The organism is Alienimonas sp. DA493, from assembly GCF_043951915.1.
In the GTDB taxonomy this organism is placed as follows: domain Bacteria; phylum Planctomycetota; class Planctomycetia; order Planctomycetales; family Planctomycetaceae; genus Alienimonas.
Genome location: NZ_JBINJD010000003.1, coordinates 11300 through 27206 on the forward strand (window position 1 = coordinate 11300; position 15907 = coordinate 27206).

General features: G+C 70.2%; 12 protein-coding genes and 1 tRNA gene. 3 read left to right on the forward strand and 10 right to left on the reverse strand.

The window, feature by feature from the left end; genetic code table 11:
* Nucleotides 1-77: 77 nt before the first annotated feature.
* The 5 genes from ACG2DA_RS00795 to ACG2DA_RS00815 all read right to left on the reverse strand — a co-directional run bounded on the left by ACG2DA_RS00795 (nt 78) and on the right by ACG2DA_RS00815 (nt 7001).
* Nucleotides 78-3644 (reverse strand): class I tRNA ligase family protein, encoded by a 3567-nt coding sequence (locus tag ACG2DA_RS00795; RefSeq protein ID WP_395253549.1) that lies wholly within the window; start codon nt 3642-3644, stop codon nt 78-80.
* A 93-nt stretch (nt 3645-3737) separates the two neighbouring features.
* Nucleotides 3738-4598, reverse strand: a complete 861-nt coding sequence (locus ACG2DA_RS00800) for a purine-nucleoside phosphorylase (protein ID WP_395253550.1) — start codon at nt 4596-4598, stop codon at nt 3738-3740.
* Nucleotides 4595-4921: a hypothetical protein gene (locus ACG2DA_RS00805; protein WP_395253551.1), complete on the reverse strand. Its 327-nt coding sequence runs from the start codon at nt 4919-4921 to the stop codon at nt 4595-4597. Before ACG2DA_RS00805 ends, ACG2DA_RS00800 begins: the two co-directional genes overlap by 4 nt.
* A gap of 203 nt (nt 4922-5124) precedes the next feature.
* Nucleotides 5125-5197, reverse strand: a tRNA-Ala gene (locus ACG2DA_RS00810).
* Between the two features lie 145 nt (nt 5198-5342).
* Entirely contained in the window at nt 5343-7001 is a 1659-nt protein-coding gene (locus ACG2DA_RS00815) for an AMP-binding protein (protein ID WP_395253552.1), read from the reverse strand.
* Nucleotides 7002-7130: 129 nt separating this feature from the next.
* On the opposite strand from ACG2DA_RS00815, the gene ACG2DA_RS00820 reads away from it, so the two are divergent.
* Entirely contained in the window at nt 7131-7586 is a 456-nt protein-coding gene (locus ACG2DA_RS00820; protein ID WP_395253553.1) for a thiol-disulfide oxidoreductase DCC family protein, read from the forward strand.
* A 19-nt stretch (nt 7587-7605) separates the two neighbouring features.
* Here the strand turns inward: ACG2DA_RS00820 and aroH are convergent, their stop codons facing one another.
* Nucleotides 7606-7974, reverse strand: a complete 369-nt coding sequence (aroH, locus tag ACG2DA_RS00825; protein WP_395253554.1) for a chorismate mutase — start codon at nt 7972-7974, stop codon at nt 7606-7608.
* 173 nt (nt 7975-8147) lie between these two features.
* On the opposite strand from aroH, the gene lpxD reads away from it, so the two are divergent.
* Together lpxD and ACG2DA_RS00835 are read left to right on the forward strand one after the other, a co-directional pair.
* Nucleotides 8148-9257 carry a UDP-3-O-(3-hydroxymyristoyl)glucosamine N-acyltransferase gene (lpxD, locus tag ACG2DA_RS00830; RefSeq protein ID WP_395253555.1) on the forward strand — a complete coding sequence of 370 codons (1110 nt, stop codon included), beginning with the start codon at nt 8148-8150 and terminating at the stop codon, nt 9255-9257.
* Between the two features lie 33 nt (nt 9258-9290).
* Entirely contained in the window at nt 9291-10298 is a 1008-nt protein-coding gene (locus tag ACG2DA_RS00835; RefSeq protein WP_395253556.1) for an LpxI family protein, read from the forward strand.
* Nucleotides 10299-10349: 51 nt separating this feature from the next.
* Here the strand turns inward: ACG2DA_RS00835 and trxA are convergent, their stop codons facing one another.
* The 4 genes from trxA to fusA all read right to left on the reverse strand — a co-directional run bounded on the left by trxA (nt 10350) and on the right by fusA (nt 15762).
* Nucleotides 10350-11213: a thioredoxin gene (gene trxA / locus ACG2DA_RS00840; RefSeq protein WP_395253558.1), complete on the reverse strand. Its 864-nt coding sequence runs from the start codon at nt 11211-11213 to the stop codon at nt 10350-10352.
* A gap of 40 nt (nt 11214-11253) precedes the next feature.
* Nucleotides 11254-12630: a DUF1598 domain-containing protein gene (locus ACG2DA_RS00845; protein WP_395253559.1), complete on the reverse strand. Its 1377-nt coding sequence runs from the start codon at nt 12628-12630 to the stop codon at nt 11254-11256.
* A 37-nt stretch (nt 12631-12667) separates the two neighbouring features.
* Nucleotides 12668-13558 carry a triphosphoribosyl-dephospho-CoA synthase gene (locus ACG2DA_RS00850; protein ID WP_395253560.1) on the reverse strand — a complete coding sequence of 297 codons (891 nt, stop codon included), beginning with the start codon at nt 13556-13558 and terminating at the stop codon, nt 12668-12670.
* 71 nt (nt 13559-13629) lie between these two features.
* Nucleotides 13630-15762 (reverse strand): elongation factor G, encoded by a 2133-nt coding sequence (gene fusA / locus ACG2DA_RS00855; protein ID WP_395253561.1) that lies wholly within the window; start codon nt 15760-15762, stop codon nt 13630-13632.
* Nucleotides 15763-15907: the final 145 nt, after the last annotated feature.

Sequence of the window (15907 nt, forward strand, 5' to 3'; positions counted from 1 at the left end):
GCGAGGGCTGCGGCGCTGCCCGCCCCTGCGGGGCGGCCGGCCCTCGCTGGCGCATCGGGTTGGTATGGGAACGCTCTCTACACCTTGCGGACCGTCACCGCCGCGCCGCCGGTGTCGCCGGGGGCGAGGTCGTCGGCAAGCGTTTCGCCGCGGATGTAGTCCGCCCAGGCTTCCACCGCGGCGGCCCGTTGGGCGTCGGCCGGGTCGTAGGTCACGGCGACGCGGTCGCTCAGCTCCAGCCCGGCGGCCTTGCGGGCCTCCTGCACGAGCCGCACGAAGTCCCGGGCCCGGCCTTCCACCTCCAACTCCGGCGTGAGGGCCGTGGAGAGGGCGACGGTCACGCCCTCGCCGCCCGGCAGCGTCTCGCTGGCGCTGGCCCAGTCGCCGGACTGCTCCGTGGTGACGAGTACGTCCTCCGGGCCGAGTTCCAGCGGTTCGCCGCCGACGGTCACCGTGACGTTCTCCCCGCGCCGCAGCGGAGCGAGTTCCTCCGAAAGGGTCGGCAGCGCCTGCCGGATCGCCCCCAGTCGCTTGCCGTAGCGGGGGCCGAGGGTCTTCAGGTTCGGCTTGAACGTGTACTTCACCAGGTCGTCCAGCGACTCCGCCGGCGTGACCGCCTTCACGTTGAGTTCGTCGGCGATGACGTCGGCGAGCGAGGCGATCGCCGCGGCGACGGCCGGGTCGTCGGAGGCGACCTTCAGCTCCGGCAGCGGCTGGCGGACGCGGTGGCCGGTCTCCTCCCGCTGCCGGTGCCCCAGCCGCACGACGGTCTGGGCCGCCGCGGTGCGGGCGGCGAGGTCGGCGTCCCGCAGGGACTCGTCCGGCGTCGGGTAGTCGCAGAGGTGCACGCTGTGCGGGGCGCTCTCGTCCCAGCTGGAGACGAGGGCGGCGTACATCCGTTCGCAGAGGAACGGCAGCGCCGGGGCGAGCAGCTTCGAGAGAGTCACCAGCGTCGTGTGCAGCGTCTGGTAGGCGGCGCGCTTGTCGGCGTCGTCGCCGCCGGCGGTCCGCCAGAAGCGGCGGCGGTTCCGGCGGATGTACCAGTTCGACAGGTCCTCGATGAACGCCTCCGCCGCGGCGCAGCCGTCGACCGGACGGTAATCCTCCCAGCCCTCGGCGACCGTCGCGATCGTGTCCTGCAAGCGGGCCAGCAGCCAGCGGTCGATCTCCGGCCGTTCCGCGACCGGTACGGTCGGGGCGGACGGGTCGAAGCCGTCGGCCCGAGCGTATTCGGTGAAGAAGGTCAGGCAGTTCCACAGCGGGATGAGCATCCGCCGCCGGGTCTCGTCGGCCGGGCCGCTGGTGACCTCGCAGGTCGGGAAGCCCTCGCGGGTCTCCTCGATCGTGCCTTCCGGCGTCGTCAGCGGGACGCGTTTGTCCGGATGGCGGGTTCCGAACCGCAGGTCGCGGGCGGGATCCTGGGCGAGGTACATCCACCGCATCGTGTCGACGCCGAGTTGCTCCGCGGCCTCCTCGAACCAGATCGCGGTGCCGTCGCTCTTGTGCATCGGCCGGCCGGTCTCGTCGAGGACCAGCTTGTAGCCGAACAGGGCCTTGAACGGCCGTTTCTCCTCCGGCGCGGCCTGCTCCGACCGCATCATCGTGCCGAGGGCCAGCAGCGAATAGAACCAGTTGCGGAACTGCCCGGGGAAGCTCTCGCTGACGAGGTCGAACGGGTACAGGGCCTCCCACGCCGCCCGGTCCACGTTGTAGCCGGTCGTGCTGAACGGCGTGATGCCGGCGTCCAGCCAGGGGTTGCCCACGTCCGGCACCCGGGACAGCAGCTTGCCGGTCGTCTGCGACTTGATCTTCACCCCGTCGATCCAGGGCTTGTGCGGGGTGCGGCCGGCGAAGTCGTCCCAGCCTTCGACGGCCCGCTCCTCAAGTTCCTTCAGCGAGCCGATCACCTCGAACTCGCCGGTCTCCGGGTCGGCCCAGATCGGTAGCGCCAAGCCCCAGAACCGCTTTTTGGAGACCATCCAGTCCCGCATGTTTTCGAGCCATTCCAGCTCGCGCCGTTCGCCGTCGATGCTCTCCGGCCGCCAGTCGATCGTCTTAACGACCGCTTTGATCTCATCCCGCCAATCCATGCGGATCAGCCACTCGTCGACGAGCCGGAAGATCAACTCCTCGCCGGTCCGCCAGCAGTGCGGGTAGACGTGCGGGTAGAGCTCGTCGGCAACGTGGAAGCCGTTCTCCTTGAGCCGTTCGAGCACCAGCGCCGCGGCGTCCGGCTCGTAGGCGGCCAGGCCGGTGAACTCGCCGAAGCCCTCGACGAAGCGGCCGGCCTCGTCCAGCGGGGCGACGATCGGCAGGCCGTGCTGCTCGCCGAGCTTATGGTCGATGTCGCCGCAGCCGGGGGCGGTGTGCACGATGCCGGTGCCCTCCGCGGCGGTGACGACCGAGTTCCCCCGGCTGTCCCGACCGCCGTCGATGACCCGGTGGGCCGCCGCCGCGGACGGCCGCCCCTCCCCGCCCGGCTCCGCGGGGAACCCGCCCGGCGACTGCTGGGCCGGCAGGTGGTCGAACGGGCCGTCGTACTGGAGCCCGATCAGCTCCGCCCCTTTCACCGTCCCGACGACCTCGTAGCCGCCCTGCTCCTTGAAGATCTGGGCGAGCGTCTTCAGCTTCGGCACGCCGTCGGGCCAGTCGCCGTCGCTGCCGAAGCCCTCCTTGAATTCCTTGGCGAGCCGCTGATTGTTCAGGGCCTCGGCGGCGACGTGTAGGATCGCCCCGTCGCGGTTCAGCTTCACCCGGGCGTAGTCCAGATCGCCGGCGACGGCGCAGGCGACGTTGCTGGTCAGCGTCCAGGGCGTGGTGGTCCAGGCGAGCAGGTACTCGTTCTCCCGTCCGCGGATCGGGAACCGCACGAACACGCTGCGGTGGGTCGTCAGCTTCCGGCCGTCGGCGACCTCCATCTGGGAGTACGCCGAGCCCGCGGTGCCGCCCCAGGGCATCACGTCGTTGCCGCGGTAGACCTTGCCGCGCTCGTGGCACTTCTTGAGGAACTGCCAGATCGTCTCGTTGTTCTCCGTGGAGAACGTGAAGTAACTCCCGCCCCAACCGTTTGCGTCGCGGGGGGAGCCGAGGCGGGCGGTGATCTCCTCCGGGTGGCCGGTGACGACCTCGCCGGAGGCCGTTTTGTAGGAGACCTCCCGGCTCTCGCCGAGCGCGTCGGCGAGCCGGCGCAGTTCGTCCGGGTCGTCCCAGTCCATCCAGTAGCCGAGGCGGACCGACTGCTCCGTTTGCCGGGCGGCGAACCGCAGCACCCGCTTTTTGCACTCCGTGACGAAGCGGTCGACGCCGAAGGCTTCAATGTCGGCCTTGGATTGCAGACCGAACTCCTTCTGCACCTCGACCTCCACCCAGAGGCCCTGACAGTCGAAGCCGTTCTGCCACCAGCACCGCCGGCCGTTCATGGCGTGGTAGCGGCGGAAGGCGTCCTTGTAGGTGCGGCCCCAGGCGTGGTGCACGCCCATGGGGTTGTTGGCCGTCATCGGGCCGTCGAGGAACGTCCACGGCTCGCCGTTTTCGGTCTGCTCGCGGAGCTGATCGAAGGTGCGGTTCTGTTCCCAGAACTTGAGGGTGTCGTGCTCGCCGGCGAGGAAATCAGGGCCGGCGAGTTTCGGGAACGGCGAGGGCACGGGCGGCGGGCGGGTCTCGGGAGGCGCGGGGCGGGATACTACGGACCCGCTCGCCTCACAGACAGTTCGCCGACCGCGGCGCCTCGGCGCCGGCTACAGCTTCGGGATGACCCGTTGCAGCAGGGCGCTCAGCGCGGCCCCGCCCTTCTCGGCGGTCGCGATGATCTTGGCGATGTCGACCGGCTCCAGCCGCTCCGGGTCGCACAGATCGGTTACCACGCTGAAGGCCAGCGTTTTCAGGCCGCAGTGTTTGGCGACGATGCACTCGGGGACGGTGCTCATCCCGACGACGTCCGCCCCGAAGCCGCGGAGCATGCGGTATTCGGCCCGCGTCTCCAGGTTCGGGCCGGGCACCGCAACGAACACGCCCTCCCGCAGCGTCATCCCCGTCGCGGCGGCCTCCGCCCTGGCCAGTTCCAGCAGGCCGCGGTCGTACGGCTCGAACATGTCCGGGAATCGGGGGCCGAGCGAATCGTCGTTCGGGCCGGTCAGCGGGTTGCCGGGGAGCAGATCGATGTGGTCTTCGATCAGCATTGTGTCCGCCAACTCGAACGCCGGGTTCAATCCCCCGGCCGCGTTGGTCAGCACGAGGGTCTCCGCCCCCAGCGCCCGCACCACGCGGATGGGAAAGGTGCATTCCGTGAGGGTGTAGCCCTCATAGGAATGAAACCGCCCGTCCAGCACGGCGACCCTCGCCCCGCCGAGTTCCCCCAGCACCAGCCGGCCGCGGTGCCCGGGGGCGGTGGAGGCCGGAAAGTGGGGGATCTCCGCGTAGGGGATCTCCGCCTCGACGGAGACGGTCTCGGTCAGGCCGCCCAGGCCCGTGCCGGTGACGACCGCGACCCGCGGCGACCGGCCGCACCGCTCCCGCACGGCGGCGGCCGCCGCGTCGATCTTCTTCGCCAGGTCACGCATTGCGGAGACGCCGTCGGGGGAGGCGGGGACGGGGCTCAAAAATCGTCGTCCTCGTCGTCTAGGAAGTCCTCGTCGTCGTCTTCGAAGTCGTCCTCCTCGTCGAGGTCCTCGTCGAGGTCTTCGTCGTCCAGCTCGTCTTCGTCCTCCTCGTCGAGCTCCTCGTCCTCGAACTCGTCGTCCTCGTCGTCCAGTTCGTCTTCGAACTCGTCGTCCTCGTCGTCGAAGTCTTCCTCGAACTCTTCTTCGTCCTCAATCACCGCCCACAGGTCGAACGGCCGCGCGTACGGCTTGATCGCGGGGTCGGGGTCGAAGGTTCCGGTCGGGAACGGAACGGAAGGGGCGGCAGATTGAACCGTGAGCATCGCGGCGAGAGCGTCGGCAAGGTGGCGCCACGGCGGACCACCCGCCGGGGGGCTCCGAAGTAGAGGGGGCGGCACAGGGTGTCAAGCACTCCCTCGCCCGATTTTCCACGACTTCGCCGCCTCTTTCGGCGGCGCCGGACGCGCACGAAAAACCGCCGGACCCGAAGGTCCGGCGGTCGGCGTCGGTCCGAAGACCGGTTCAGTGGAGGATAGGGGACTCGAACCCCTGACCTCCTGCATGCCATGCAGGCGCTCTCCCAGCTGAGCTAATCCCCCGTGAGGTGCGGCGTGAGCCGCCGGACGGCCGTCGGACACGGCCGCCCCGCGTTCGGTTCACGGGAACCGCTCGCGGGGCGGAACGATAGGAGAACCGGGCCCGGCCCGTCAACCCGATCGGCCCCGATTCTGTCCCAGTTCTGTGTCAGTTCGTCTGCGAAGGTGCGGCGGCCCGCTCGAGAGCCAACGTTTTCAGCGCTTTGAGGTCCAGTTTGCCCGTGCCGAGCACCGGGAGGGCCTCCACCTCGTAAAAGGCGTCCGCATCCGGCAGCCAGAGGTTCGGCAGACCGCTGTCGTTCAGATTCGCCCGCAATTCCGCGACCGGCAGCGGCAGGCGGCGGTGGAGCACCACGACCCGCTCCCCCTTTCGGGCGTCCGGCACGGCGCTGACGGCCAGCGGCGGTCCTTCGGACTCCCCGCCTTCCTCCCCGGGCTCTTCCGGTCCGCAGGCGCAGGCTTTCAGCAGGGCCTCCTCGATCTTCAGGTGGGGAACCATCTCCCCGCCGATCTTGCTGAACCGGCTGAGGCGTCCGGTGATGTGGATGAACCCGTCCTCGTCGAGCAGCGCCATATCCCCGGTGTCGTACCAGCCGTCGCGGACGGCGGCGGCCGTCTTCTCCGGGTCGTTCAGGTAGCCCTTCATCACCGTCGGCCCGCCCACCTGGAGCACGCCCTCCTCCCCGACCGGCAGTTCCTCGCCGTTCTCCGAGGAGACGATTCGCACCTTCACGCCCGGCAGGGGGCGGCCGATCGTGCCGTGCTTCAGGCCGGGGACGTCGCCGGGGCGTTGCCGCTCCGGCGGGACGTTGCAGGCGACGACGGGGCTCAGTTCGGTCGCGCCGTAGCCCTCGGTGGGGGCGATGCCGAACTTCTCCGCCCACGCCTCCCGCAGATCGACGGGCAGCTTTTCCCCGCCGACGACCACGAGGTTCAGATTTCCCAACTGCTCCGGCGTGCAGCGCTTGAGGTAGCCGCGCAGGAACGTCGGCGTGGCGAAGGTGATCGTGGGGCGGTACTTCTCCCCCAGCTTGCCGACGGTCCGACTGTCCAGCGGGTTCGGCCCGTACACCCCCGCCCCGGGCAGCGTGAGCGGCCACCAGAGCGTCGCCGTGTAGCCGAAGCTGTGGAAGAACGGCAGCACGCCGAGCGTGACGTCCTCCTCCACCGGGTGCGCCAGCGGTTCGATCGCGGCGAGCACGCTGCCGACGCTCTTGTGCGTTAGTTCAACCCCCTTCGGCTCCCCGGTGCTGCCGGAGGTGAACACCACCGTGAGCGTCGCGTTCGGATCGAGCCGGTCCAGACCCAGCGATTTCGTCAGCAGGCCCAGCGGCAGGGCGGCGTGGGCGGCGGCCTTCAGTTTATCGAGGGCGCCGGCTTTCTCCTTGAGGTCTTCGAGGTAGACGTACTCCGCGTCCAGCGCCATCGGCTTCTTCTTGAGGAAGGCCCGGCTGGTCAGCACGTGCCGCACCCCGGCGGCCCGCAGGCAGTGATTCGCCACGTCGTCGGAGAGGGTGTAGTTCACGTTGACCGTCACCCGCCGATCGAGCGTCAGGGCCGCGTTCGCCAGCGCGGCACCGACGCTGGGGGGCAGCAGGATGCCGACGTGCTCCTCGTCGTCGGCCAGCACGTGCTTGCGGAGCAGCGAGCGAAACAGCAGCGAGCCGATCAGCAGCCGTTTGCCGGTGAGTTCCGTGCCGAGGGCGTCGGCGACCTTCAACCGGCCGGCGTCCGCCTTGCAGCGGGCGAGCAGTCCCAGCGGCGGCAGAATCGCGGCGGGGGCGTCGTCGGACGAAGGTTCGGGCATCGAGGTGCGGAGCGGCTGGCGACGGGGGGACGACGCAGGGTAAAGGGGTTGCGGCCCCGCCCCAACGAAACCCGGCGCCCGCTGAGCCCCCGGCGGTTCATCCCGACCGCCGGCGACGGTTCGTCCCGCATGACCGCGACCGACACGCCCCCCGCCGTCTCCGCCGCTGGCCCGCCCGCCGCCGCCGACGACGGCCATCCGGTGCTGTTCTTCGACGGGCAGTGCGGCCTGTGCAACGCGGCCGTCGACTGGCTGATGGCCCGCGATCCGCGGGGCGTGCTGCGGTTCGCCCCGCTCCAGGGCGAGACCGCGGAGAAGACGCTGCCGGACAGCGACCGCGAGTGCCTCGACTCGCTGGTGTTCCTCGACGAGGCGGGCCGCTCACGCCGCAGCCGGGCGGTGGTGCGGGCGCTGGGAAAACTCGGCGGTCGCTGGACGGTCGCCGCCTGGGCGCTGTGGCTCGTTCCGGGACCGCTGCGGGACCTCGGCTATCGGCTGGTGGCCAAGGTGCGGTACGCGATTTGGGGGAAGAAGGAGACCTGCCGGATGCCGACGCCGGAGGAGCGGGCCCGCTTTCTGCCGTGACCGGTGCCGGGCGTGGCCGTCACTGGGCCTCGCCCAGGTCCGGCCGCAGAGCCTTGGCCCGGTGGAGGTAGACGTGCTGCACGTCGTGCTGGCCCAGCGGGGTCTCGACGTGGAGCAGCACCCGGATCAACCGCGGCAGGGCCCCGGCGACGTTGATCTCCGAGGCGCACAACAGCGGCACGGCCCCGAAGCCCACCCCGCGGGCGGCCTCGGCGGGAAAACAGCTCGTGAGGTCCGGCGTGGTGGTGAAGAAGGCGCTGCTGACGCGTTCGAGGTCCGTCACGTCATTTCGCCGGAGCACCTCGCGGAGCAGCTCCGCAGTCGCGGAGAGGACCTCCTCCCGGGTGTCGGATTCGACGCTGGTGGCCCCCCGGATACCGCGGATCATGGGTTGGACTCGTTCGGGTCGGCGCGAAAAACAGGGGCGGGGTCCCCGTAGGGTATCGGACGCGGCCGGGTTCGGCCTTCCCACGTCCCGGCGAAGTCGGATAGCCTAACTTACGCCTGCCCCGCGGCGACGCCCGGGCGGTTTCCTTCTTCCTCCCCTGCAGGGAAGCGGCCATGCCCCTCCTCGGCGATCTCCTGCCCGACTGCCCGCCCGCCGCGGCGGCAGTGGAGGTGCGCGGGGTGGGCACCGCCACGCACGCCAAGCCCGGCGATTTGCTCTTCCTGGCGGACCCGAAGGCGTCGCCGCTGCCGGCGGACTGCCCCGCGGCCGCGGTGCTGGTCGAACCGGGACTGGAAGCGAAGGCGAAGAACTTCCCCGGCGTCGTCGTGCCGCTGACCGGCGCCCGGGCGACGTTCCTCGGCTTGTTGCCGACGCTCGCCCCGCGGCGTCCCGGCGACAAGCGGGGCGTCTCCAACGCCGCCTACGTGCACCCCTCCGCGACGATCGCGGACAGCGCCACCGTCTACCCCGGGGCGACCATCTCCGAGCACGCCGTGCTGGGCGAGGAGTGCGTCGTCTACCCGGGCGCGTTCGTCGGTCCCGGCTGCACGCTGGGTCGGGGGGTCGTCCTGCACCCGAACTGCGTACTGCATGACGGCGTGCACCTGGCCGACGGGGTGACCGTCCAGGCCGGCGCCGTGCTGGGCCAGGACGGATTTGGTTTCGACAGCGACGCCTCCGGCCACCACCACCTGCCCCACCACGGCGGCGTACGGGTCGGTCCCGGGGCGCTGATCGGCGCCAACACCACCGTTGCCCGCGGCATGATCGCCGACACGTACGTTGGCGAGGGCACCGTCACCGACGCCCAGGTGGTCATCGCCCACAATTGCGACATCGGTCCGCACAACCTGTTTTGCAGTCAGGTCGGCATCGCCGGCTCCGTGACGACCGGGGCGTTCGTGGTCGCCGCCGGTCAGGCGGGGATCGCCGATCACGTCACGGTGGCGGATCAGGTGACGCTCGGCAGCAAGTCCGGCGTGCATCGCGACTGTCACAAGCCGGGCGTGACCTACCTCGGCGCCCCGGCCCGTCCGGCCGACGAGGAAGCCCGCATCCTGATCTCCGCGGGCAAGCTGCCCGAGATGCGGCAGACCCTCAAAGCCCTGCAAAAGCAGGTCGTGGCCCTGACCGAGACGGTTCACCGCCTGGAAGCCGAACGCATGGAAGCTGGGGACGACCCCGCCGCCGCACCCGAACTGAGCCTCCGCGAAGCGGCCTGAGCGCGCCTCCCGCTCCGCCCCGCCCCAGACCCCATGGTCCCCGACAGGCCCCCCGCCGGCATGGACGCCGCGATCGATCCCGCCGCCGGCCCGCAGGCGCTCCGCCTCGCGGCGCACACGGTGCCGTCCGTCATCGTGGATCCGGACGATCAATCGCTCGACCGCCCGCTGCAGGCCCCGCCGCCGGGCCGGGTCGGGCTGCTCGCCGGCGCCGGCAAGTTCCCCTTCCGGTTCGCCCAGGCGGCGCGGGCCGGCGGGCACGAGGTGTTCGCGGTCGGCGTGCAGGGGATGTGCGACCCGGAACTCGCCGACTACTGCGACGGCTACCGCGAGGCGCCGATCTGCAAAGCCGGCAGCATGATCCGCAAGTTCCGCCGGGCGGGCGTGCGGGAAGTCGTGATGGCGGGCAAGGTGACGAAAACCGTCTTCTTCGAGCCGTGGCGGGTCTTCAAGCTGATGCCCGACTGGCGGGCGCTGTCCATCTGGTTCCACCACGCCCGGCGGGATAAGAAGGACGACACCCTGTTGCTGGCGGTGATCGCCGAGTTCGCCCGCAGCGGCCTGACGGTCGGGTCCGCCCTCGATTACGCCCCGGAGCTTCTCGTGCCGCACGGCTTCCTCACCGATCGTCAGCCCACGCCCAAGCAGTGGGAGGACATCCGCTTCGGCTGGACTCTCGCCAAAGAGATGGGCCGGCTGGACGTCGGACAGAGCATCTGCGTCGCCGACAAGGCCGTGATGGCGGTCGAGGCGATCGAGGGCACCGACAAGTGCATCGAACGGGCCGGCGAACTGTGCCGGCGGGGCGGCTTCACCGTGGTGAAGGTCGCCAAGCCGCAGCAGGACCGCCGCTTCGACGTGCCGACCGTGGGCGAGACGACCCTCCGCACGATGCACGCCGCCGGCGCCCGGGTGTTGGCGATCGAGAGCGGCAAAACGATCATGATCGACCGCGGCCCGATGATGGACCTCGCCGACCGGCTCGGCATCGCCGTCGTCAGCCTGAACGCCGAAGAACTGTCGCTCAAAGCCGCGGCGTAGAGGGCGCCCGGCAGCCCGAAGCGCAAGCCGAGCCGTGTACGCGTGGCCGGCTCAATACAGCGCGGACGCCAACCGGCGTCGGTACTCGCTGACCAGCGGGTCGGCGCCGAGGACCTCGAACACCCGCAGCATCGCCGCTTTGCCGGCGTCGCGCGGGTCGCCGGGGAAGCGTTCGACGACGGAGAGAGCCGTTTGCAGGGCCGGCTCGTACTCGCCCGCGGCGGCGAGGGCGTCCGCCAGGGCCAGTTGGGCGGTCGGGTCGTCCGGGGCGGCCTCCGCGGCGGCGCGGGCCTCTTCCAGGTCGGTCGCTCCGCCGGACTGCCGCAGGGCGAGTTCGGCCTTCAGCTTGGCGGCCTCCGGAGGAAGCGGACCGCGTTTCTCCAACTCCGCCAACGCCGCCGCGGCCTCCTCGAGTTCGCCCGTCCGCATCGCGCAGCGGGCGAGGCCCAGCGTCGCCTCCGGGAAGCCGGGCCGCAGGTCCAGGGCGAGGCCGTAGCGAATGGCCGCCGCGGCCGGGTTGTCCGGCTCCAGCTGGGCGGCCTCGGCGAGGCGATGATCCGCCTCGTCCGGCGCCAGACATTGGAGCCACGCCCGCAGCTCGACCTCCGTCTTCAGCCCGACGAATTGATCGACCGGCCGGCCGTCGGCGAAGGCGATCACGTGCGGGATGGAACTGACGCGGAACGCCGCGGCGAGCTGCTGTTCCTGGTCGATATCCACCTTCGCCAGCGTCCACGCCCCGTTCGCCTCCGCGGCGAGACCTTCCAGAAGCGGGCCAAGCGTCCGGCAGGGCCCGCACCAGGGGGCCCAGAAGTCGACCACCACCGGCACGGGGCTACGGAGGACCGTCTGCTCGAACGTCGCGGCGGTGACGTCCACGGTGTGCGGCGGGGCGGAGGAGGCGTCGGCGGACATGCCGTCAGTGTGCCCTCCCCCGCGGCGGCCGGCCATCGTCTCAGTCCCACCACCAGCGCTCGCCGGCCGCGGCGAACGCGTCGGCGCGGGCCCGTTCCAGTTCGCCGCTTGCGTCCGGCGCCTGCCCGGCCTCCCGCAGGGCGTCGGCGGCCCGAATCGAGACGCCGCCGCTGATCAGCCCCACGACCGTGCGGCCCGTGCTCTTCGTGTTGAACGCCGTCGGCACTGTCTTCGGCGCCGGGCCGACCGGCACCGGCAACGCCGCCTCGTCGAGCAGCAGGCCCGGCGTCCAGCCGGCCTTCTCCGTCAGCCGTTCCGCCCGCAGCAATTCGGCCGTCACCGCCAGATCGTACAGGTTCTGCAATTGGGCGAAGATCGGCCGCTCGGCGGCAAGGTCCGGGACCTGCTCCGTAAAACGGTTCGCCCAAGCCACGTTCGACCGCCCCTGCTGCCCGGCGTCGCGGCGGCTGCCGTCGGCGGCGATCACCTCGTCCTCCGTCAGCATCCGCAGGCGCTGACCGCGGAGGGCGAAGGCGGTGCGGTCGGCATTCACCCCGACGGGTTCGTAATCGGCGACGATGAAGAATCGCTGGGCGCTGTTGGCCCCGGGGCCAATCAGGGCGAGGTGCGACGGCAAGCCCCGCACGCCGGACGGTTCGAGGCCGAGGGAGACGAGCTTCATGCGGTAGTCCGCCTCCGCCAGCGTCACGCCGAAGTGCGAACCGGCGGGCACGCCGTAAATGCGAATCGTCTGATCGCCGAGGATCTCCGCCAGCTTGCGGTAGACGCTCGCCGCCTGCGAGACGGACCGCACCGGCCCGAGGTTCGCCGTCGCCCGGGCCAGCGCGGCCTGCCGCTCCGGCACGGGGTCGATGGAACAGCCGATCGCCCCGCCCCGGCTCGCCTCGCCGCCGCGGAGGGCGGCGAGCAGATCGAACAGGTGCAGCACCGGCCGTCCGCCGTGCTCGCCCTCGGCGGTGGAGATCATCCGCCCCAGCGCGTCCGGTCCGAACCCGCCGGCGGGGCCGACGAGCACCACGTCGCCGGGCTCCTCCGCCGTGCCCGGCTGGACGAGGACGGCGTCGATCCGGGTGAGACCGGCGAGGAACCGCATCGCCTCGTCCGGCTCCTCCCCCGCCGCGGCCGCCGCGGCGAGGGCCGCTTCGAGCTTCCTTAGCGAGACCTTGCGGGCGTCGCTGTCGGCGTTGAGGTCCGCGGGCAGGTTGTCGGCGGCGAAGGCGGCCTGCCGTTCCTTGTCGAGTTTGGTGCCGAGCGTTTTGTCGTCGCGGGCGGTGAGGGCGCCGGACGGGTCGATCAGCACGCCGCCGAGCCCGTTGTTCCCCCCGCCGTTCCCCTGGGCGAGAGCGAAGGCCGGTGCCGCCAGCATCGAGGCGGCGAGTAGCAACGAGAGTCGCACGGGATCGCTCCGGAAGCGGGGGCGGGAACGACCGATGCTACCCGCGGCCAGCCGTCCGGACGAGACGCGCCGCGTGAGCGGCGAGTTCGTCCTCCGTCGGCAGTTCGATCAGCCGCTCCCGTCCCGCCCAGAACAGGGCGGCGCAGGTGAGGTCGGCGGTCGTCCCCGGATTGCGTCGGGGCGAGCCGCCGCGGAGGTAGCGGTCGAGTCGCGCGACCGCCTTCAACTCGAACGGCCGACCGGGCACGCCCTCCTGGCGGTTCCACGCCTCGCCGGCCCGCAGCCGGACCCGCTCCGCCGTCGCCCGTCCGCAGCGGCGGACGATGTGCGAATCCGGCACGAGGGCCAGCCGGTGGAGGAACGCAGCCCCCGTCGCCGCCTCCCACCCCGCCCGCTGCCAGGTCCCGGCGAGAACCTCGGCGTCCCGCTGCACGTCCGCGAACGCGTCCGTGTACTGCCGAGCGATCCGGTCGCGGTCGGCGGCGAGGGCCATTGCCTCAGTCAGCGTCACCGTCGGCTCGTCGCGCACGTCCTGCTCCGCCGCGTCACCGAGCCCGCCGGGGTTCGCCACACGGATCGCCTCGTATACGGCGCAGGCGTCCTCCACGGTCGTCGCGGCGAGGACCGATCCGATCCCGACCGCCAGCGATTCGCTCGCCGGCACGGTGCACAGCGGGGCGAGCAGCAGGGCGATGCCGAGGTTCACGTTCGTCCCGCACTCCTCACGGGTTGCCCGCACGCAGTTCAGCACCGCCGGACCGACGCCGATCTCGGCCGCGGCCGGCAGCGTCGCCGCGGCGACGTGGGCCGCGGCGACGAAGTGGCTGTAGGTCAGATCCTCGAAGTCCACCCCCGGAAACACGTTCCCCGGCTTGCGGGCGGTGCATTCGGTCAGGCAGGCGCGGCGGACGAGTTCCAGCGGGACCATTCTTCGCGCAGCAAAGAGCCCCGCCTGCGAAACCGCAAGCGGGGCTCCTCCGGGTCAGGACAGATTCGCGACTACTTCATCGCGGCCTTGGCTTCCTGCTGCTCCTGGCGGGCCTTCAGGACCTCTTCCTGAATGTTCGCCGGGACCTGGGCGTACTTCGAGAACTCCATGCTGAAGTTGCCTTTGCCCTGGGTCATGGACCGCAGCTCGTTGGCGTAGTCGAACATCTCCGCCAGCGGGACCTCGGCCTCGACGATGGCCGTGCCGTGCTTGGTGGAGCTGTCGACGATCATGCCCCGCTTGCTGCTCACGTGGCCGGTGACCGGGCCCTGGAACTCCTCGGGGCACTCGATCTCCAGCTTCATGATCGGCTCCTGGAGCTTCACGTTGGCCTTCTTCAACGTCTCCCGCATCGCCTGGAAGCCGGTCGTGTTGAAGGCCATTTCGGAGGAGTCGACGTCGTGGTACGAGCCGTCGTTGAGGATCATCCGCACGCCGACGACCTCGAACTCGCCCAGCGGGCCCTTCTCGATGCCGCGTCGCATGCCCTTCTCGATCGCGGGGATGTATTCGCGGGGAATACGGCCCTGCGTGATGTCGTTGACGAACTCGAACGGCTCCTCGGCGGCTTCCAGTTCCTCGTCCGTCATCGGCTCCAGGGTGCCTTTGACGTGGCCGTACTGGCCGGAACCGCCCGTCTGCTTCTTGTGCTTGTGGTCGTAGTCGGTCGCCTTGGTCGGGCGCTCCTTGTAGGCCACGCGCGGCGGGCCGACCTCGCACTCCACCTTGTATTCACGCCGGATGCGTTCGACGTAGATGTCGAGGTGCAGCTGGCCCATGCCGGCGATGAGGGTCTCGCCGGTTTCCTCGTCGCTGAAGACGCGGAAGGTCGGGTCTTCGCGGCGGAAGCGTTCCAGCGCCTTGCCGAGCTTGTCCGCCCCTTCCCGCTTCAACGGGGTGAGGGAGCGGGTGATGACCGCGTCGGCGACGAAGATGTTCTCCAGCGAGTAGTTCACGCCGTCGCCGCAGAACGTGTCGCCGGAGGCGCAGTCCATGCCCACGACCGCGATGATGTCGCCGGGGCCGGCGGTCTCGACGTCGGCGCGGTCGTTGGCGTGCATCCGCACCAGGCGGCCGAAGCGGGTCTTCTGGCCGGTCCGGGTGTTGATGTAGCTGTCGCCCTTGTTGATCGTCCCCTGATAGATCCGGGTGTAGGTCAACTGGCCGAACTGCTCCTGCACGATCTTGAACGCCATGGCGACCGTCGGCAGGTCCGCTTCCGGCTTCAGCGGCACGCGGGAGGCCTTGCCGTCCTCGTCGACGTTGTCCTGGTCCAACGCCGAAATGTCCCGCTCCAGCGGGCTGGGCAGGTACTGGTTGATCGCGTCCAGCAGGGGCTGCACGCCCTTGTTCTTATAGGCGGAACCCATCATCACCGGGACGATCTGGTGACTCAGCGTCGTCTCGCGGACGATGTCGTGGATCATCTTCTCGGGGATCTCGGCCTCCTCGAGCAGCTTCTCCATCAACTCGTCGTTATAGAGGCTGAGCGACTCGAGCATCTCGCCCCGCTTCTCCTTCGCCTGGTCGAGCAGTTCCGCGGGGATCTCCTCCACGCGGACTTTCTCGCCCTTCTCGCCGTCGAAGTAGTAGGCCTTCATCGCGATCAGGTCGACGACGCCCTCGTGGCTTTCCTCGAGACCGATCGGGATCTGCAGCGGCACGGGGGTGACGTGCAGTTTGGCGGCCATCTGCTCCGTCACGCTGAACGGATCGGCGCCGGTGCGGTCGCACTTGTTGATGAAGGCGATCCGGGGGATCTGGTACCGCTTCATCTGACGGTCGACCGTCAGGCTCTGGCTCTGGACGCCGCCGACGCTGCACAGCACCAGGATGGCGCCGTCCAGCACGCGCAAGGAACGCTCCACCTCGACGGTGAAATCGACGTGGCCCGGGGTGTCGATGATGTTGATCGAGTAGTCCTTCCACGTCACCGAAGTGGCCGCGGAGGCGATCGTGATCCCCTTCTCCTTCTCGAGCTCCATCGAGTCCATGACGGCCCCCTCCTTCTTAACGTCACCGATTTTGTGCGTCTTGCCGGAGTAAAACAGGATTCGCTCCGTCAGCGTGGTCTTGCCGCTGTCGATGTGGGCGGAGATCCCGATGTTGCGATGCTTATCGAGATTCTTGAGGAAGTCGTTCATGAGGTCGCTTTTGCGGGGGCGCGGCGGGGATTCGCCGGGCAAAGAAGAGGGGTGTGAACGCCTGGAGCGGGCACGACACCCACTCGATAGAACCTGAACCCTGACGGCCGCATCGTCGGCGGTCGTCACTCACTGAGCCGGGACC